At 69.0% G+C, this 19248-nt stretch carries 17 protein-coding genes, 1 tRNA gene and 1 pseudogene; 16 read left to right on the forward strand and 3 right to left on the reverse strand.

Translation table 11 applies throughout. The features are described 5' to 3' along the window. Window positions 1-92 precede the first annotated feature (92 nt). Window positions 93-815, forward strand: a complete 723-nt coding sequence (locus V8324_RS11320; RefSeq protein WP_336420037.1) for a hypothetical protein — start codon at window positions 93-95, stop codon at window positions 813-815. On the opposite strand, the gene V8324_RS11325 is transcribed toward V8324_RS11320, so the two are convergent. Continuing rightward, the gene (locus V8324_RS11325) at window positions 797-1702 is read right to left on the reverse strand and encodes a LysR family transcriptional regulator (RefSeq protein ID WP_336420038.1); all 906 of its coding nucleotides are present in this window, start codon (window positions 1700-1702) and stop codon (window positions 797-799) included. The genes V8324_RS11320 and V8324_RS11325 overlap by 19 nt on opposite strands. 137 nt (window positions 1703-1839) lie before the next feature. On the opposite strand from V8324_RS11325, the gene V8324_RS11330 reads away from it, so the two are divergent. The 12 genes and pseudogenes from V8324_RS11330 (at window position 1840) to V8324_RS11385 (ending at window position 14474) form a co-directional block, all read left to right on the forward strand. After that, window positions 1840-3162: an NAD(P)/FAD-dependent oxidoreductase gene (locus tag V8324_RS11330; RefSeq protein WP_336420039.1), complete on the forward strand. Its 1323-nt coding sequence runs from the start codon at window positions 1840-1842 to the stop codon at window positions 3160-3162. Next, window positions 3162-4334 (forward strand): NAD(P)/FAD-dependent oxidoreductase, encoded by a 1173-nt coding sequence (locus tag V8324_RS11335; RefSeq protein WP_336420040.1) that lies wholly within the window; start codon window positions 3162-3164, stop codon window positions 4332-4334. Before V8324_RS11330 ends, V8324_RS11335 begins: the two co-directional genes overlap by 1 nt. Further along, complete coding sequence (locus V8324_RS11340; RefSeq protein WP_336420041.1) at window positions 4331-5443, forward strand: NAD(P)/FAD-dependent oxidoreductase; 1113 nt, start codon at window positions 4331-4333, stop codon at window positions 5441-5443. Before V8324_RS11335 ends, V8324_RS11340 begins: the two co-directional genes overlap by 4 nt. Further along, entirely contained in the window at window positions 5440-5748 is a 309-nt protein-coding gene (locus tag V8324_RS11345; protein ID WP_336420042.1) for a (2Fe-2S)-binding protein, read from the forward strand. Before V8324_RS11340 ends, V8324_RS11345 begins: the two co-directional genes overlap by 4 nt. After that, window positions 5745-6116, forward strand: a pseudogene (locus tag V8324_RS11350) (FAD-dependent oxidoreductase); the annotation flags it as partial. The gene V8324_RS11345 and the pseudogene V8324_RS11350, both read left to right, overlap by 4 nt. Before the next feature lie 919 nt (window positions 6117-7035). After that, a complete protein-coding gene (locus tag V8324_RS11355; protein ID WP_336420058.1) occupies window positions 7036-7248 on the forward strand; it encodes a hypothetical protein in 213 nt (70 codons plus the stop codon). Continuing rightward, window positions 7245-8393 carry an NAD(P)/FAD-dependent oxidoreductase gene (locus V8324_RS11360; protein WP_336420043.1) on the forward strand — a complete coding sequence of 383 codons (1149 nt, stop codon included), beginning with the start codon at window positions 7245-7247 and terminating at the stop codon, window positions 8391-8393. The genes V8324_RS11355 and V8324_RS11360 overlap by 4 nt, the downstream gene beginning before the upstream one ends. Then, a complete protein-coding gene (locus V8324_RS11365; protein WP_336420044.1) occupies window positions 8386-9087 on the forward strand; it encodes an SDR family NAD(P)-dependent oxidoreductase in 702 nt (233 codons plus the stop codon). Before V8324_RS11360 ends, V8324_RS11365 begins: the two co-directional genes overlap by 8 nt. Window positions 9088-9189: 102 nt before the next feature. Continuing rightward, the gene (locus tag V8324_RS11370) at window positions 9190-10734 is read left to right on the forward strand and encodes an ABC transporter substrate-binding protein (RefSeq protein WP_336420045.1); all 1545 of its coding nucleotides are present in this window, start codon (window positions 9190-9192) and stop codon (window positions 10732-10734) included. Window positions 10735-10819: 85 nt separating this feature from the next. Then, a complete protein-coding gene (locus V8324_RS11375; protein WP_336420046.1) occupies window positions 10820-11761 on the forward strand; it encodes an ABC transporter permease in 942 nt (313 codons plus the stop codon). Further along, a complete protein-coding gene (locus tag V8324_RS11380) occupies window positions 11758-12657 on the forward strand; it encodes an ABC transporter permease (RefSeq protein WP_336420047.1) in 900 nt (299 codons plus the stop codon). Before V8324_RS11375 ends, V8324_RS11380 begins: the two co-directional genes overlap by 4 nt. After that, a complete protein-coding gene (locus V8324_RS11385; protein WP_336420048.1) occupies window positions 12654-14474 on the forward strand; it encodes an ABC transporter ATP-binding protein in 1821 nt (606 codons plus the stop codon). The genes V8324_RS11380 and V8324_RS11385 overlap by 4 nt, the downstream gene beginning before the upstream one ends. Window positions 14475-14673: 199 nt before the next feature. On the opposite strand, the gene V8324_RS11390 is transcribed toward V8324_RS11385, so the two are convergent. Both V8324_RS11390 and V8324_RS11395 read right to left on the reverse strand, forming a co-directional pair. Next, window positions 14674-15117: a pentapeptide repeat-containing protein gene (locus tag V8324_RS11390; RefSeq protein ID WP_336420049.1), complete on the reverse strand. Its 444-nt coding sequence runs from the start codon at window positions 15115-15117 to the stop codon at window positions 14674-14676. Between the two features lie 8 nt (window positions 15118-15125). Further along, window positions 15126-15926: a hypothetical protein gene (locus V8324_RS11395; protein ID WP_336420050.1), complete on the reverse strand. Its 801-nt coding sequence runs from the start codon at window positions 15924-15926 to the stop codon at window positions 15126-15128. Between the two features lie 74 nt (window positions 15927-16000). On the opposite strand from V8324_RS11395, the gene yajC reads away from it, so the two are divergent. From yajC to V8324_RS11410, 3 genes are all read left to right on the forward strand, one after another. After that, window positions 16001-16282, forward strand: coding sequence for a preprotein translocase subunit YajC (yajC, locus tag V8324_RS11400; RefSeq protein WP_336420051.1), 282 nt, complete (start codon window positions 16001-16003; stop codon window positions 16280-16282). Window positions 16283-16327: 45 nt separating this feature from the next. Then, window positions 16328-18961: a protein translocase subunit SecD gene (gene secD / locus V8324_RS11405; RefSeq protein WP_336420052.1), complete on the forward strand. Its 2634-nt coding sequence runs from the start codon at window positions 16328-16330 to the stop codon at window positions 18959-18961. 74 nt (window positions 18962-19035) lie between these two features. Beyond that, window positions 19036-19110 (forward strand) — tRNA-Val (locus V8324_RS11410). Window positions 19111-19248: the final 138 nt, after the last annotated feature.

The following is a 19248-nucleotide window of genomic DNA, read 5'->3' on the forward strand; positions in this document are numbered from 1 at the left end:
ATGCCAAGCGCGCGCCCGCCACACCTTGAACCTGCCGCGAAACCGCGCCACGGTCCGCCCCAATATCCATCCCGCGACAGTCGGAGGTTTTCATGTCACGCGTCCTCGCCGGTCTTGCCTTTCTGGCCGCCATCGCCTTCGCGGTCTCGCCGCTTTTGTCGAGCGGGTTCAACGGGTTCGCGGCGGACCAGTTTCCCGTGCCGCAGGACGACCCGCCGGTGCAGCCGGCGGGCTATGCCTTCGCGATCTGGGGGCCGATCTACCTGTGGCTGATCGCGGGCACCGGCTTCGGCCTTCTCAAGCGCGCCGAGGCCACCGACTGGCAGGCGGCCCGGCCGCCCCTGATCGTCAGCCTCGGCGTGGGCAGTTTCTGGATCGCCGTGGCCCAGGTCTCGGTGATCGGGGCGACGGTGATGATCTGGGTCATGCTCGCCGCGGCGCTGGTCGCCCTGCTGCGCGCCGGGCGCGGCGATCGCTGGCTGCAGCGCGAACCGCTGGGCGCCTATGCCGGCTGGCTGACGGCGGCATCGTCGGTTTCGGTGGGGCTGGTGCTGGCCGGCTACGGCCTGACCTCGCAGATCGTCGCGGCCTGCATCGCGCTCGTGCTGGCGCTGGCGATCGCGGCGGCGATGCAGCGCGCGCGCCCCGACAGCATCGCCTATCCGGGTGCTGTGATCTGGGCGCTGGTGGCGGTGATCGTGTCGAACCTCGCGCCGGTCAATCCGTGGGTGATCGGCCTCGCGGGCTTCGGCATCGCGTATCTCGGGATCATGGCGGCCCGCAACCTTGTGGGCGCTCAGCGCCAGTCGGCATAGCGCGGCATCTGTGCCGCCACCCCGTCGAGGAACAACTCGGCGGACGGGTGCGGCGCGCCCAACCGCGAGGTGATCACGCTGAACCCGAAGGTCTCGACGATGTCCACCGGCCGGCTGATCCCGCCGCGCGCCTCGTGCTCGACGGCGGTGAACGCATCGACCAGCCCGACCCCGAGACCCCGCAGCGACAGCGCCGAGACCACCGAGGACAGCCGCGCCCGCGCCACGATCCGCGGCGGTGCAGGCATCGCCGCGAATAGCTGGTCCAGCATCGCGCCGCTGGTGGTGGTCGAGGAATAGCCGATCACCGCCCGGTCCGACAGATCCTCCAGCCCGATCCGCGCGCGGCCCGCCAGCGGATCGTTCGGGCGCATGATGCAGCGGATCGGCACGCGCTCATGCGCGAGCAGCCGGATCTCGGCGGTTTCCATCACCGGCGCGACGAAGCCCAGCACGACCTGCCGGCTGGCGACCATGTGAATGACCGATTGCGTCGAGAATGACAGGATCTCGAGGTCGATCTCGCCCAGATCGCCACGCGCCTCGAGATCGGCGGCGACATCCGGGATCAGCGTCATCGACAGCACCGGCATGCCCGCGATGCGCAGCCGCTCGCGTCGGCCGCGGCCGATCTCGCGCGCGGCGACCTCGATTTCCGACAGGCCGACAAAGGCGCGCTCGACCTCCGAAGCCAGCGCATGCGCGGCCTCGGTGGGGCTGACGCGGTTGCCGACGCGGTCGAACAGCAACAGCCCGGTCTGTGCCTCCAGATCGCGGATCAGGCGGCTGGCCGCGGGCTGGCTGATCGACAGCCGCGCCGCCGCGCCGGACACCGAGCCCGCCCGCATCACGGCGATGAACGCCTCGAGGGCCCGCTGGCTGAGCATGGGCATCCATAACATAATCGGATACTTGAAGTGAAAGATTTTATTTGAATTATCGCGCGGCTTGCCGAAAACTCGTTAACGGACGGGGGCATGCCGGCAGCGGCGCCGCCCCCGCTTCGCGCCCCGCAGGAGAGACCATGTCAGAGCCGTCCCCGTTCGAGGCATCCCCCGAGGCGCTGCCCGCCCGCGCCGATGTCGTGATCATCGGTGGCGGCGTGGCCGGCGTGGGCGCGGCGCTGGCGCTGGCCGAGCGCGGCGTGTCGGTGCTCTTGTGCGAGAAGGGGCGCGTCGCGGCCGAACAATCCTCGCGCAACTGGGGCTGGATCCGCCGGCAGGGCCGCGACCCGCGCGAATTGCCGCTGATGACCGAAAGCATGGCGCTGTGGCGGCGCTACGCGGGCGCGCTCGACACCGATATCGGCTTTCGCCAGACCGGCTGCACCTATCTGTGCACGACCCCCGCCGAGGCGGCCGAGCGCGAGGCGTGGCTGGTGCATGCCCGCGACCACGACATCCCCTCGCGCATGCTGTCGCGCGCCGAGATCTCGGGCCTTCTGGATACGCGGGACAGCGGCATGCACGGCGCGATCAGCACGCCCGATGATTGCCTCGCGGAACCGTCGCTCGCCGTGCCGGCGCTGGCGCGCCACGCGCAGTCGCTGGGCGCCACCATCTTCGAGGGCACGGCGGTGCGCACCCTGATGCGCATCGGTGGCCGCGTCAGCGGCGTGATGACCGAGCACGGGCCGGTGGCCTGCGACGCGGTGATCCTCGCCGGCGGCGCGTGGTCGCGGCCGTTTCTCGAGAATGCGGGCATCGCGCTGCCGCAGCTTGCCGTGCGCTCCTCGGCGCTGCGTACCGGGCCGGCGCGCGCCAATGCCGCCCCGCCTGCCGGGATGATCGGCGCCGGCGGCGCCTCGATCCGGCCGCGCCGCGACGGTGGTTATACCGTCGGGCGCGCGGGGGCGGCGCGGCTTGATCTCGTCCCGGCGGCGTTCCGGCATCTCTTCGCCTTCCTGCCGATGCTGCAGAAACGCTGGCGCATCGTCGATCTGGGGCTGGGGCGGTCGTTCTTCGGGCCGCTGGGCCACCACCGCTGGCGCGAGGACGAGGTCACCCCGTTCGAGCAGATGCGTATCCTCGACCCCGCCCCGGACGCGCGCCTGCTGACTGATGTCTGGCAAAAGGCGCAGGCGCTCTACCCGCAGCTTTCCGGGGCCGAAAAGGTGCAGGGCTGGGCTGGGATGATCGATGTCACCCCCGACGAGGTGCCGATCATCGACGGTGTTCCCGGCCTGCCGGGGCTGGTGGTCGCCACCGGGCTGTCGGGGCACGGGTTCGGGCTGGGCCTCGGCGCAGGCCGGCTCGCGGCAGAGCTGGCGACCGGCGAGGCCCCTTGCGTGACCCCCGATCCCTACCGGATGAATCGCTTCGCCGCATCCCGCAAGAGGGCCGCGTGATGGCTGCGGATGTCATCATCATCGGCGCCGGCATCACCGGGATGGCCACTGCGCATGCGCTGGCCTCCGAGGGGCTGACGGTGCAGGTGGTCGACGCCTACGGGCCCGCCGCGATGGGATCCGGCTGGACGCTGGCGGGCGTGCGCCAGTCCGGGCGCCACCCGGCAGAGCTTGCGCTGGCGCGCGACGCGGTGGCCCGCTGGGCGGATCTCGAACACCGCCTCGGCGCCGCGACCGGCTACCGCCGCTCGGGCAACCTGCGGCTGGCCCGCACCCCGGACGAAGTGCCGGTGATCGAGGCCCTCGTGGCCGAGCAATCGGCGGCCGGTCTCGACATCACGCTGCTGGATGGGCCCGCGCTGCGCGCCCTCGCCCCCGATCTGGCGCCGGGCATCCTCTGTGCCTCGTTCTGCGCCAGCGACGGGCAGGCCGACCCTCTGGCGACCGCCGCCGCCTATCACGGCGCGCTGATCCGCATGGGCGTGCGCATCGAGACAGGCGTGCGCGTGCAGCGCATCGACACCGCGCGCGGCCGCTTCACCGCGATCGAGACCGATGCCGGGCGCATGCAAGCCGGCGCCTGCCTCGTCGCGGCCGGCATCGGCACCCCGGCACTGCTGGCGCCGCTCGGGGTGGATCTGCCGCTGCGCACGCCGCTGGTGACGGTGGTGCAGACCGCGCCCACAGCACCGTGCCTCGGGCCGGTGTTGGGGGTGGCCAATGCCGACATGGCCGCGCGCCAGCAGGATGACGGCCGCCTGCGCGTCTCCAGCGGCGTGGCGCCGTGGCACGGGACGCTCGGTCACGACGCGCGCGGCCGCCCCGTCGCGCGGCCCACCGCGGGCCGTCTCGCGCAGACCATCGACACCGTCGCCAGCGTCTTGCCGGTGCTGCGCGACACACCCGTCGAGCGGTTCTGGGGCGGGGTGATCGACCTCACCCCCGACGGGCTGCCGGCGCTCGACGCGGTACCGGGCGCGCGCGGGCTTTATTGCGCAGCGGGATTTTCCGGGCACGGCTTCGGCATCGGCCCCGCCACCGGCCACGCGATGGCCGCCCTCATCACCGGGCACGCGCCGGGTTTCGATCTGTCGTCCTTCGCGCTGGGGCGGTTTTCCAACGACGCCGTGCACTGGACCTCGAGCGCCCCCGAGCCGGAGCTTCACGGATGAGCATGGCGGGTGACAGCACCGAGATCGCGGTGATCGGCGCCGGCCTCGTCGGCTCGGCGCTGGCCCTCGGGCTGGCGCGGACCGGCGCGCGGGTGACGCTGGTCGATGCCGCGACCGACGATTTCCACGCCTCGGCGGCGAATTTCGGCCTCGTCTGGGTGCAGGGCAAGGGCTTGGGCGCGCCGGACTACGCAGGCCTCAGCCTGCGCGCCGCGCAAGGCTGGGACGGGTTCGCGGCCGACCTCGCGCAAGGCTCGGGCATCTCGCCCGCCTACCGGCGCACCGGGGGGCTGCGGATCGCGCTGAGCGAGGCAGAGCTTGACCGGACGCGCGCCGATCTCGCGCGGCTGCACAACCAGCCCGGCGGCGCGCAGGACACCCGGATCCTCGACCGCGACGCGCTGCGCGCGATGCTGCCCGGCATCGGCCCGGCTGCCGTGGGGGCGGCATATTGCCCGCATGACGGCCATGCCGATCCGCTGCGGACCCTGCGCGCGATGCGCACGATGCTTCCGGCGCAGGCGCGCATCAAGGCGATGCAGGTGACGCGCGTGCGCCCGGAGGCGTCCGGCTTCGTGATCGAGGGCGGGGAGGGCCGCGTCACGGCCGATCGCGTCGTGCTCGCCGCAGGTCTCGGCAACGCGGATCTCGCGCCGGGGCTGGGCCTGCATGCGCCGCTGCGCCCGCAGCGCGGGCAGATCCTCGTGACCGAGCGTCTGCCGCCGCTGCTGGACATCGCCACCCACAACGTGCGCCAGACCGCCGACGGCACCGTCATGATGGGTGACAGCAAGGAGGATGCGGGCTTCGACCGCGGCACAACCCAAAGTGTCGCCCACAAGATCGCCACCCGCGCCGTGCGCAGCTTCCCGGCACTGGCCCACGCCCGGCTGGTGCGCAGCTGGGCGGGCCTGCGCGTGATGTCGCCCGACGGCCTGCCGATCTACGAGGCCTCGACCAGCAACCCCGGCGCCTATCTCGTGACCTGCCACAGCGGCGTGACGCTGGCCTCGCTGCACGCCGGCGAGGTAGCCCGCGCCATCGCCGAGGATGCGCTGCACAGCCGCTACCCCGCGTTCTCGCCGGCCCGCTTCGCGGAGGCCGCATGAGCCTCTTTCGCCGCACCTTTCCCGCCGCAGCGTCGGTCACGATCACCGTCGATGGCCGCGCCGTGACGGCGCATCCCGGCGATACCGTCGCCACGGCGATGCTCGCGGCGGGATACGATGCCATCGGGGCGAACGGGAAGACCGGCGCGCCCTCGGCCCCCTTCTGCCTGATCGGGGTCTGCTTCGGCTGCCAGTGCAGCATCGACGGGGCCGGCGACGCGCAGGCCTGCCTCGTGCCGGTGCGCGACGGCATGGTCGTCGAGACGCCATGCCCCTTTGACACACGCGACGAGGGGTCGTCATGACCCGGGTCGATCTCTGCGTGATCGGCGCCGGCCCGGCGGGGCTGGCCGCGGCGGCCTGCGCTGCCCAGGGCGGGCTGCAGGTGCTTCTGCTCGACGAGCAACCGCGCCCCGGCGGCCAGGTCTGGCGCAACGCGGCCGCGCGGCACGATCCCGACGCGTCGGCGGCGCTGCGGCGGCTGTCGGCCTCGGACGCGGATCACGTCGCGGGCGCGACGCTGATCGACCTCGCCCCGCCCGAAACGGAAGACTCAGGCCCGGTCGGGATCACTTGGCGCGCCCCTGCGGGCAGCGACGGCCCGCGCATCCGCCAGACATCCGCAAGCGCGGTGATCGTGGCGACCGGCGCGCAGGAACGCCCGCTGATCTTTCCCGGTGCCGAACTGCCCGGCGTGATGGGCGTCGGCGCGCTCCAGACGGCGTGGAAGCAGTCGGGCCTCGTCCCCGATGGCGACGGCGTGGTGCTGGCCGGTCACGGCCCGCTGGTGCTCCTGACGCTGGCGCAGATCCGCGCGGCGGGGGGGCGCGTCGCGGCGCTGCTGGACATCGGGCCGCCGGGCGGGCTGTCACGCGCGCTGCGCGCGCTGCCCCGCGCGATCCTCGGCGATCCCGCGCTGGTCGCGCAAGGCGCGGGCCTGCTGGCGCGGCGGTGGCTGTCGGGCGTCCCGGTGCACGCCCGCGTCACCGGGCTGCGCGCCCACGGCACCGACCGCATCGCGGAGGTGTCGTTCACCAGCGCCGGCCGCCGCCACCGGATCCCCGCGGAGCTTCTCGGCGTGCATGACGGCGTGATCCCCAACGCGCAGGTCAGCCGGCTGCTGAACCTGCCGCATGCCTGGGATGCGGGGCAGGGGGCGTTCACCCCGATCCGCGACGCGGATGGCGCGGTGGCACCCGGCATCTGGCTGGCGGGCGACGGAGCGGGGATCGGCGGCGCGCGCGTCGCCGCGCTCGAGGGCGAAGAGGCGGCGCTGGCCGTTCTGGCGCGCGCCGGGCACACCCCCCGCCGCGCGCCTGCGCCGCGCCTCGCCCGCCGCCGCGCCGCGCGGGCCCTGGTCGAGGCGCTCTACCCGCCTGTCCCGCTCGCCACGCATGCCACCGACGACGCGCTGATCTGCCGCTGCGAATCCGTCACCGTCGGGCAGATCCGCACCGCACTCGGCACCGGCATCGACGGGCCCAACCGCGTCAAGACGCTGACGCGCNGCCACGCATGCCACCGACGACGCGCTGATCTGCCGCTGCGAATCCGTCACCGTCGGGCAGATCCGCACCGCACTCGGCACCGGCATCGACGGGCCCAACCGCGTCAAGACGCTGACGCGCTGCGGCATGGGCCCCTGCCAGGGCCGTCTTTGCGCCAACCCGCTGACCCGGCTGATCGCCGACGAAACCGGGCGTAGCCCCGACGCCGTCGGCGCGCTGCGTATCCGCCCGCCGCTGAAGCCGGTGCTGCTGATGGATTACCTCGCCCCCGAAACCCTGCCGGAGGGCGCGGCATGAGCGTCGATGTGGCGATCATCGGCGGCGGCCTCGTCGGGCTTGCCGCCGCGTTCGAGGCGCGCCGCCACGGCCTGTCGGTGCGGGTGATCGAGGCCGCGCGCTGCGGCCGCCACGCCTCGTCGGCCAGCGCCGGCGGCGTGCGCAGCCTCAACCGCCACCCCGCCGAGATCCCGCTGGCGCGCGCTGCGCTTGGCGTCTGGCGCGGGTTGGCGGCCCGGCTGGGCGATGACGTCGGCTTCGTGCCAAGCGGCCAGATGCGGCTGGCCGAGGACGCGCCCGGCATGGCCGCGCTGGAAGCGCGCGCGCAGGCTACCGCCGATGCCGGCTGGACGCATGAGCGGCTGCTCACCTCGGCCGAACTCCGCGCCCGGCTGCCCGCCAGCGCGCCGCATGTCCAGGGCGCGCTGGTGGTCGAGGATGACGGCTTGGCCTACCCGCTGGCGACACTGCACGCCTATCGCCGCGCCTGCCGCGCCGCGGGCGTGACGATCACCGAGAACTGCCGCGTGACGGGGATCAGCCGCGCCGGGCCGGATGCGCTGGCGCTCGACACCGCGCAGGGCGAGATCCGCGCGCGTCACGTGGTCAATTGCGCCGGCGCGTGGGGCGGCGCGCTGGCCACGGGCGACAACGTCCCGATGCGCATCGCCGCGTTGCAGATGATCGTGACCGCCCCGGTGGCACATTTCGTGACCCCGGTGGTGGGCGCGCATGGGCGCAAGCTTTCGCTCAAGCAGACCTCGGCGGGGGCGGTGGTGATCGGCGGCGCGTTCGAGGGACATCTGCACGACGAAAGCGACAGCCGCACGGCGCGCGGCGATCTCGACCCGGCCCGCATCGGTGCCAGCCTTGGCAATGCCTGCGCGATCTTCCCGCATCTGGCAACCGCCCGGATCCTGCGTGCCTGGACCGGGCTCGAGGGGATGACCGCCGACGGCCTGCCGGTGCTGGGGCCCAGCAACCGCATCGCGGGGCTCTTTCATGCCTTCGGCTTCTCGGCGCACGGTTTCGCGCTCGCACCGCTGGTCGGGCGCATGATCGCCGATCACCTGAACGGCGCATCGAACAGCGCGGAGATGGCGCCGTTCTCGCCCGCGCGCTTTGCAACGGATCAGCCACGACAAAAGGAGCTGAGCGATGCTTGATCCCGCCGGACGCGTGATCATGGTCTCGGGCGCCAGCCGCGGCATCGGTCGCGCGGTGGTCGACCGTCTGCTCGCGCGGGGCTACGATGTCAGCGCCGGGATGCGCGATCCGGGCGCACTGGGGGATCTGGCCGGGTCGCACCTGATGACCGCACGGTTCGAGGCGACCGACCGCGACAGCCATGCCCGATGGCTCGACGCGACGCTGGACCGGTTCGGCCGGCTCGACGGGCTGGTCAACAATGCCGGCATCGCCGACCGCTTTACCATCGACGCAGGCGACGAGGCCGATCTCGACGCGCTGCTCGCGGTCAACGTCAAGGCGCCGCTGTTTCTCACGCGGTCCTGCCTGCCGCATCTGCGCGCCAGCGGCGCGGGGCGCATCGTCAACGTCGCCTCGCTGTCGGGCAAGCGTGTGCGCAACGACAATATCGGCTACGCGATGACCAAATACGCGCTGATCGCGCTGACCCACGGCACGCGTCGCATCGGCTGGGCGGACGGCGTGCGCGCCACGGCCCTCTGCCCCGGCTTCGTCGCCACCGACCTGACGGCCGGGGTGCAGACGGTCGAGCGCGACGCGATGATCGCGCCCGCCGATCTCGCGGTGCTGGCCGAGACTGCGATCGCGCTGCCCAATACCGCGAGTGTCGCGGAAATGCTGGTCAATTGTCGCCATGAGGACATGCTATGATCCGAGCGGTGCCATAGTGCGGATCCGGGGGTGCGCGTGTCGGCACGGGCCCGGTCACAAACCGATAAAACCGGCACGACAACAACAACAGGAGCGAAGACCATGAAAGCGAAGACATTGATTATGGTGAGCACGGCGATGCTTGCCGCCGGGGCCGCGCAGGCCCAGCAGACGACGCTGACCATCGGCATGGGCAGCGCCGATGCCGGGCGGCTCGACCCGCATGTCGCCACCACCACCCCCGACAAGGGCGTGCTGCACTGGATGTTCAACGGCCTCGTCCGGGTCGAGCCGGGCAAGGCCAGCCCCGAACATATCGAGCCCGACATCGCCAAAAGCTGGGAGGCGTCGGAGGACGGCCTGACCTGGACCTTCCAGTTGCGCGACGATGTCGACTGCCACGGCGAGTGGGGCATGCTGGATGCCGAGGACGTTGTGTTCTCGCTCAACCGCGCGGCCAACCCGGACGTGTCGTCCTTCGCCGCCGACTACTCGGCCTTCGAGACGGTCGAGGCCACCGGCGATCACGAGGTCACCATCACGCTCTCGTCGCCGGTGCCCAGCCTGCTGGGGCTTCTGGTGCCCTATCACGGCGGCAACATCGTCTGTCAGGACGCGGTCGAGGAGATGGGCGACGATTTCGCGCGCCAGCCCGTCGGCACCGGGCCATGGGCCTTTGCCGAGTACCAGCCGCAGCAATTCGTCCGCCTCGTCGCGCACGAGGACTATTTCCGCGGCGCGCCCCAGATCAAGGAGATCATGTATCGCTACATCCCCTCGGATTCCAGCCGTGACCTGGCCTTCCAGGCGGGCGAGATCGACATGATCTACGGCCGCCAGGACCAGACCTGGGTCGAGCGGATCTCGCAACTGCCCGATGTCACCGTGGCCACCATGCTGCCCGGCGAGATGTCTCAGCTGATGCTGGATGTGACCTCCGAACCGCTCGATGACATCCGGGTGCGCAAGGCTGTCGCCCATGCCGTCAACCGCGAAGGCCTCGTGCAATTGAAGGGGCCGGACGTGACACTGCCGGCGGTCTCGCCGGTGCCCGAGGGGTATCTCGGCTATACCGACGACGTGCCGACCTATCCGCACGATCCCGAAAAGGCGCGCGCCCTGCTGGCCGAGGCCGGCTATCCCGATGGCGTGACCATCGAGGCGATCCACACCACGCTGCCCACCATGCTGGAAACCATCCAGGCGGTGCAGGCACAGCTGCGCGAGAGCGGCATCACCCTCGATGTCGAGCTGGTCGAGCACGCGACCTTCCACGCCCAGATCCGCGAGGGGCTCAGCGAGCTGACGCATTACTCGGCAGCCCGCTTCCCGGTGGCCGACACGTACCTGACGCAGTTCTTCCACTCGGAGTCCGCGCCGGGCGAGCCGACGGCGATCACCAACTTCGCCAATTGCTCGGTGGCCGACGAGGAAATCGTCGCGGCCCGCGGCGCGGCCGACCCCGACCGCCAGTTGGAGCTTTGGGCCGAGGCGCAGCGCAAGATCATGGAAGAGGTCTGCACCGTGCCCCTGATGCAGAACATGCAGCTCTGGGCGTGGACCGACGATCTCGATCTCGGGCACGAGGTCGAGGGATCCTTCAACCTCAGCCCGGCGATCACCGAGAAGTCGCATTTCGTCGAGTGATCGCAGACACCAGACCCGCCGCTCCGCGCCCGTCCCGGCGCGGGGCGGCGGCCCTGATCCTCCATAACCCAACCCGCGGGGTCGCATGAGCAGCTACATCCTTCGCCGGCTCGGATTCGCGGTCATCACGCTTTTCAGCGTGCTGACCCTCGTCTTCTTCATCGTGCGCATCCTGCCCGGCGATCCGGCGCTGGTGGTGCTGGGCGACCAGGCCAGCCAGGCCGCGATCGAGGCGCTGCGCGCCCGGCTCGGCCTCGACAAGCCGCTGATCGTGCAATACGGCGAGTTCATGGCGGGCGTGCTCACCGGCGACTGGGGCACCTCGCTGGTCTCGGGGCGCCCGGTGATCGGCGAGATCCTGAACGTCCTGCCGGCCACCATAGAGCTGACGGTCGCGGCGCTGATCCTCGGCGCGGGGATCGGTATCCCGCTGGGGGTATGGTCGGCGGTGCGGCGCAACGCGCTGCCCGATTACGTGATCCGCCTCGCCTCGCTTCTGGGGCTGTCGTTTCCCGCCTTCGTCTCGGCCATCCTGCTGCTGCTGGTGTTCTCTATCTCGCTCAACTGGTTCCCGGTGATGAGCACAGGGCGTGGCGAGACGCTTGGCGCGCGGCTGCACGACCTCGCGCTGCCGGCGATCAATCTCGGGATCATCATGGCGGCCTTCATCACCCGCGTCGCCCGCTCGGCCATGCTCGAGGTGCTGGGACAGGATTACGTCCGCACCGCCAAGGCCAAGGGCATCGCCTTCGCCACCATCATCTGGCGGCACTGCCTGCGCAACACGATGATCCCGGTGGTCACGGTGATCGGGCTCTATCTCGGCGTGCTGATCGGCAATTCGGTGCTGACAGAGATCGTCTTCAACCGCCCCGGTCTGGGCCGGCTGATCGTCGGCGCGCTCAACCAGCGCGACTATGCCATGCTGCAGGGGCTGATGGTGATCTACACGCTGATCGTGGTGCTGGTGAACCTGCTCACCGACATCACCTACGGCTTCATCGACCCGAGGGTGAAATACTCATGACACATGCCAACACGACAGCCGCGCCGCGCCGCTACCTGCGCACCATGCTGCGCGCCACCGGCACCGCGCTGGTCAAGGCGTTCAACACCAACAAGACCTCGTGGGTCGGCCTGCTGGTCTTCCTTGCGGTCTGCGCGCTGGCGCTGCTGGCGCCGGTGATCGCGCCGCATGATCCCATCGACCAGGACGTCTTCCAGCGCCTGTACGGCCCAAGCGCAGAGCACTGGCTTGGAACGGATGTCTTCGGCCGCGACATCCTGTCGCGGATCCTCTACGGCGCGCGGATCTCGCTGGTGATCGGGCTCGTGTCGATCGGGCTGGCGATGCTGATAGGCACGGTGATCGGGCTGGTGGCGGGCTATTACGGCGGCCGGCTCGACATCGTCATGATGCAGACGATGGACGTGCTGCTGGCCTTCCCGTCGCTGATCCTCGGGCTGATCGTGGTCGCCATGCTGGGCCCCAGCATCCCGAACCTGATCTTCGCCATCGCGCTGACCGCGATCCCGCCCTTTGCCCGTATCGCCCGAGCGCCGACCATCGCCATCAAGGACCGCGAATTCATGGAGGCCGGGCGCGCGCTGGGCTATTCCGACCGGCGCCTGATGTTTCGCCACCTGCTGCCCAATATCCTGCCCGAGGTGCTGGTCATGGGTTCGATCTGGATCGCCACCGCGATCCGGGTCGAGGCGTCGCTCGCCTTCATCGGCCTCGGCGTCAGCCCGCCCACCGCCACATGGGGCGGGATGATCCGCGAGGGGTTCGAGAACATCCTCGACAGCACGTGGCTCGTGCTCTTCCCGTCGCTGGCCATCCTCATCGTCGTCTTCGCGCTCAACCTGCTGGGCGACGGGCTGCGCGACGCCATCGACCCGCGCCTGAAGGGGGAACAATGACCCAACCCGTTCTCAGCGTGCGGGGGCTCACGACCTCGTTCCGAGTGGATGGCGCGTGGCAATCGGTCGTGCGCGATCTCAGCTTCGACATCGCGCCGCGCGAAACCATCGCCATCGTCGGCGAAAGCGGATCGGGCAAGAGCGTCACCGCGCTGTCGATCATGCGCCTCATCGCCGAGGCGACGGGCCGCATCGAGGGTGAGATCCGGCTGGGCGATCTCGACATTCTGGCTGCCTCCGAGGACCAGATGCGCGACATCCGCGGCCGCGATATCGGCATGATCTTCCAGGAACCGATGACCAGCCTCAACCCGGTGCTGACCGTGGGCGCGCAGGTCTCCGAGGTGCTGCGCCGGCATCGCGGCTTCGATGCCGACGCGGCGCGCGCCGAAACCCTGCGCCTGTTCGATCTGGTGCGCATCCCCGACGGCGCGCGGCGCTTCTCGGAATTTCCGCACACCTTCTCGGGCGGCATGCGCCAGCGGGTGATGATCGCCATGGCGCTGGCCTGCCGGCCCAGGCTGCTGCTCGCCGACGAGCCGACCACGGCGCTCGACGTGACCATTCAGGCGCAGATCCTCGAACTGATCCGCGACCTGCAGACCGAGATCGGCATGTCGGTGATGTTCATCACCCACGACATGGGCGTGGTGGCCGAGGTGGCCGACCGCGTGGTGGTGATGCTGCGCGGTGACAAGGTCGAGGACGGGCCGGCCTCGAAGATCTTTGCGTCCCCGCAGCACCCCTACAGCTTCAAGCTTCTGGGCTCGGTGCCGCAGCTCGGCACGCTGGGCGGCTCGGACATGCCGCGCCGCTTCCCGGCCTTCGAGGAAGACGAGAGCGATCCGCGCGCTTCCGGAAAATTCGCGGCCGAGGCCGCCGATGAGCCCGACAAGCGGGGCGCGGACCTGCTGCAGGTCGAGAACCTCTGCACGCAGTTCACCATGCGGGGCGGGGTGTTCGCGCGGCCGACCGGGCGCGTGCACGCGGTCGAGAACGTGTCGTTCACGCTGCGCGCCGGCGAGACCCTGTCGCTGGTCGGCGAATCGGGCTGCGGCAAATCGACCACCGGGCGCTCGCTGCTGCGGCTGGTCGAGCCGAGCAGCGGGTCGATCCTCTTCGAGGACCAGGACCTGATGACCACCTCGCGCGCCCAGTTGCGCGCGGCGCGGCGGCGGATGCAGATGATCTTCCAGGATCCCTTCGGCTCGCTCAACCCGCGCCAGACCGTGGGTGCGGCCATCCGCGAACCGATCGTCGTGCACGGCCTCGCCACCGACGCCGCCGCCGATGCCCGCGTCGACGCGCTGCTCGATCAGGTCGGGCTGAAGCCCGAGCACGCGACGCGCTTTCCGCACGAGTTCTCGGGCGGCCAGCGCCAGCGCCTCTGCATCGCGCGGGTCCTTGCGCTCGAGCCGAAGATGATCATCGCCGACGAATCCGTCTCGGCGCTCGACGTGTCGATCAAGGCGCAGGTCATCAACCTGATGCTGGACCTGCAGCGCGACCTCGGCCTCGCCTTCCTGTTCATCAGCCACGACATCGCCGTGGTCGAACGCGTCAGCCACCGTATCGCGGTGATGCTTCTGGGCGAGATCGTCGAGATCGGGCCGCGCCGCGCGATCATCGGCGACGCCCGCCACCCTTATACCCGCAAGCTGATCGAGGCGGTGCCGATCCCCGACCCCGACCGCCCGAGCCGCCATATCGGGCGCGTCACCGACGAGCTGAAAAGCCCGGTGCGCCCGCTCGACTGGACCCCCGCGCAGGCGCCCATGGTGCAGGTCGGCCCGGACCATTTCGTGCGCGAAAGCTGAGTGGCGCGCCGGGGGTGGCCGGACGGGAATGGTCTGCTGTTCAGGATGACATCGCCGGTTCATCGTCGGCGGTTGTCTTGCCCCGGGGATGTGGCGTGTCCGCCGATCGTAAGGCGCGCCCCGACGCATCGAGTCGCCATGTTCAAGCTGCCCGACACCGGTTCCCGGTTTCGGGTACTTCGCTCGACAGGTGCCGTGCTCAGTCTGCGGAGTGTGCGTAGGCGCCCGGATCGGGTCGCCATTTGAGACGCGCCTCGAGCGCGGTCAGCTTCACGGTCGGCCAATGCGCCGGGGCCCGCATGGTCGCGGGCAGGTGCGTTGCCGCATCGCCGAACGCCGAGTCGACCTGGTCCTGCGTCAGCCCCTTAGCCTCTCTCAGGTTGGCCCCGCACAGGTTGGCGCCCTGCATGCGGGCCGATTGAAGCTGCGCGCCGGTCAGGTCGGCATCCTGAAGATTGGCGTTGCGCAGATCGGCATGTTGCAGCAACGCGTCCAACAGCGACGCCCGCGTCAGGTTCGCCTCGCGGAAATCGACGAACGGGGCTTTCGCCTCGGACAGGTTGGCGTTTTCCAGGTTGGCACGGCTCAACCGCGCCGATCCGAAATTCGGGGCGAACTCTTCTCTCTGCTTGGCTATCTGCATCTCTGACCTCATCCTCGCCACTTGAATAGCACATCCAGGGCGGCTTGAACATCAATTGATGTGTCCTGCACCACATCATTCGCGGCCTCGGTGGTCGCAGGCTGGTGGTAACTGATATAGGCGTTCAGCATCTTCAGCACCATCACCCGGTCGACGGCCGAGTCGGCCATGATCCGGTCGAAACTCAGGACGCCCCCCATCCTGACCGCGGGGTCTGCATGCCCCAACAGTTCCACCGCCTTGTTGATGCGGTCCGTGATGTGGCCCTGTTGCGTGACGTTCACGGATTTCTGCGCCACGATCGACCGCCAGATCACGAAGGGCGCACCGATCAGCGCGACGATCACCGCGCCGCGCCCGAAGCTGCCACCGGCCACGTTAGAAGCGGCATCATTGCCCAGAAAGGTGAAGGCTTCGTTCACTGCGCGCACGAAAAGCAACGCGGCAACGGGTCCGGCGCCGGCCAGTGCGACCCATGACAGCAGGTTGACCGGTTTCGCGGCGTTTCCAAAAGGGTGTGCACCAAGCCACGAACCGATCTTCTCGCGGTGTTCGAGGATCCCCAGGACACCCGCCAGAACGGCACCGAAACCGAACAGGACCAGAACCGTCTCGATGCCTTCCGACGGTACGGGCAGACGGATTACGATCTCGTTGTCAAACGCCATCGGATGATGTCCTTTCGCACCTTGAATGCCACGATAGCCCGCGCGCGCGGCGGACGGCAAACCCCGCTTCGATTTGCGTACCTTACCCGCGTACGCAAGGTACGGCATGTACGTTTTCGCGGCGGTTTTCGCGCCTTGCAAATACCGGGTGCCGACTTTAGATTCCGCCCCAATTCGCGGGTCTCCCGCACCTCACCAGACAAGGACATCCCCCGATGGAAGCTTTCGCCCAGTTCATACCGCTGATCCTGATCTTCGTGATCATGTATTTCCTGCTGATCCGTCCTCAGCAGAAAAAACTCAAGCAACACAAGGCGATGGTCGAGGCGCTTCGCCGCGGCGACCAGGTGGTCACGCAAGGCGGGCTGATCGGCAAGGTGGCCAAGGTCAAGGACAACGACGAGATCGAGGTCGAGCTGGCCGAGGGCGTCAAGGTCCGCGTGGTGCGCAGCACCATCGCGCAGGTGCTGTCCAAGACCGAGCCCGCCGAAAGCTGATCCGCATCTCGCAAACGCGCCCCAAGCCATTGAAAAGGCCAGATCATGTTGCAAATCGACCTGTGGAAACGCTGCGTGATCTGGGGGCTCGTCGGGCTTGGTCTGCTACTCGCGCTGCCCAACGCCTTCTACAGCCGGGTCGAGACGCATAACGATGCCGTGGCGGCTGTCGAGGCCGGTGCCGACCCCGAAAGCGTCGCGGACAAGCTCGCGCTCTGGCCCGACTGGCTGCCCTCGGGGCTGGTCAATCTCGGGCTTGACTTGCGCGGCGGCGCGCATCTTCTGGCCGAGGTGCAGGTCGAGGATGTCTACGAGTCGCGGCTCGACTCGATGTGGCCCGAGGTGCGCGATCTGCTGCGCGAGGAACGCGACAGCGTCGGGCCGATCCGCCTGCAAGATACTGAAAACGCGGAACTTCGTGTGCGTCTGGTCCAGCGTCCCGAGATGGCGGACGAGGCCGCGAACCTGGTGCGCGGCCTCGGGCGGCCGGTCACCGGCATCACCGGCGCGGGCTCCACCGACATCGCCGTCACCACCGATGGCGCGGATGTCGTGGTCCGTCTCAGCGAGGCCGAACAGCGCGCCACCGACGAGCGCACGATGCAGCAGGCGCTCGAGATCATCCGCCGACGCATCGACGAGGTCGGCACCCGCGAACCGACGATCCAGCGCCAGGGCTCGGACCGGGTGCTCATCCAGGTGCCCGGCATCGGGTCGGCCGCCGAGCTCAAGGACCTGATCGGCACCACCGCGCAACTGACCTTCCAGCCCGTGGTCAGCCGCACCTCCGACGGCAACGCAAATCCCGGCCCCGGCAACGAGATCCTGCCGGCGATGGATGACGAGGGCGTGTTCTATAACCTCGAACGCGCCCCGGTGGTGACCGGTGACGCTCTGGTCGACGCGCAACCCGATTTCGACCAGAATGGCCGGCCGGCCGTGTCGTTCAGGTTCAACCCAACCGGCGCGCGCAAGTTCGGCGACTATACCGCTGAAAACATTGGTAATCCTTTTGCAATCGTTCTCGACGACGAGGTGATCAGCGCGCCCGTGATCCAGAGCCATATCCCCGGCGGCTCGGGGATCATCACCGGCGGTTTCACCGTTGAGGAAAGCACCCAACTGGCGGTGCTGCTGCGCGCGGGGGCGCTGCCCGCGGGGCTCGAGTTCCTCGAAGAACGCACCATCGGGCCGGAACTGGGTGCCGACAGCATCGAGGCGGGCAAGACCGCCTGCATCGTCGCCTTCATCCTCGTGCTGGCCTACATGGCCGCCTCGTACCGCGCATTCGGGCTGTTCGCCAACATCGCGCTGATCGTCAATGTGGGGCTGATCTTCGGCCTGCTCAGCCTGATCGGCGCCACCCTGACGCTGCCCGGCATCGCCGGCATCGTGCTGACCATCGGCATGGCGGTGGACGCCAACGTGCTGGTCTTCGAGCGTATCCGCGAGGAGATGCGCACCGCAAAGGGTCCCGCGCGCGCCATCGAACTGGGCTACGAGAAGGCCATGAGCGCCATCGTCGATGCCAACATCACGACCTTCATCACCGCACTGATCCTCTACACGATGGGGTCTGGGCCGGTGCGCGGCTTCGCCATCACGCTCGGCCTCGGGATCATCACCTCGGTCTTCACGGCGCTTTTCGTCACCCGCCTCATCGCGGTCATGTGGTTCGAGCGCAAGCGCCCGAAAACGCTGTTCCAGGGCCGGGCGCTGCGTCTCGTCCCCCAAGGCACGACCATCGATTTCTTCAGTCGCTGGAAACTGTGGCTGGGGATTTCCGGCGTGCTGATCCTCGTGGCGCTTGGATCCTTCGGGGTGCAGGGGCTGAATTTCGGTATTGATTTCAAGGGCGGCACCACCATCCGGACCCAAAGCACCGAACCTGTCGATGTCGCCGACTACCGCGAGGCGATCGGCGATTTGGGCCTGGGTGATGTCACCATCACCGAGGTGTTCGATCCCACCTTCGGCCCGGACGAGAACGTCGCGATGATCCGCATCCAGGCTCAGGAAGGCAGCGAAAGCGTCTCGCCCGAAGTCATCGAAGAGGTCAGAAACGCGTTGCAACAGGTCGTAGCGGATATCGAGTTCACCTCGGTCGAAAGCGTCGGCCCCAAGGTGTCGGGCGAGCTTATCCAGGCGGCGGTGATTGCCATCGTGCTCGCCATTGCGGCTGTGCTGATCTATATCTGGCTGCGCTTCGAGTGGCAGTTCGCCGTGGGCGCAGTCATCGCGCTGGTGCATGACGTTGCGCTGACCATCGGCATCTTTTCGGAGTTCCAGATCCAGTTCGACCTCGCGATCATCGCGGCGCTTCTGACCATCGTGGGCTATTCGCTAAATGACACGGTGGTGGTGTTCGACCGGGTTCGCGAGAACCTGCGCAAGTACAAGAAGAAACCGCTGCGCGAGGTGTTGAACGTCTCGATCAACGAAACCCTGAGCCGCACATTGATGACCTCGGTGACGACGCTGCTCGCGCTTCTGGCGCTCTATTTCCTTGGCGGCGACGTGATCCGCGGCTTCGTCTTCGCGATGATCTGGGGCGTGGTGATCGGCACCTATTCCTCGATCTTCGTGGCTACGACCATGCTGATGTGGCTGGGTGTGAAACGCGACTGGTCGAAGCCGGACGCCAATGCCGGCACGCAGTTCGCCGATGCCGAGGCCTGATGCGCAGCGATCTGATATCACGGTGAAAGAAGCGGTTGCAGACCCTTCGGCGTGCCGCTAGAAGCGGGATCGATGGGTGATTAGCTCAGTGGTAGAGCGCTTCGTTCACATCGAAGATGTCGGAGGTTCAAATCCTTCATCACCCACCATCCCAACCCTCGGAAATCAAAAAATCTCCCTTGCGAACGAGGCCGTATGGCCGTTTGAAGGTTTGTCTTAATGAGAACCCCAGTTCCCGTGCGATACGGGAGCTGCTTCCCGGCACCCCAAATATGCCGGGAAGCAGC

The sequence above is a fragment of the Roseovarius sp. D22-M7 genome, assembly GCF_037083785.1.
Taxonomy (GTDB): domain Bacteria; phylum Pseudomonadota; class Alphaproteobacteria; order Rhodobacterales; family Rhodobacteraceae; genus Roseovarius.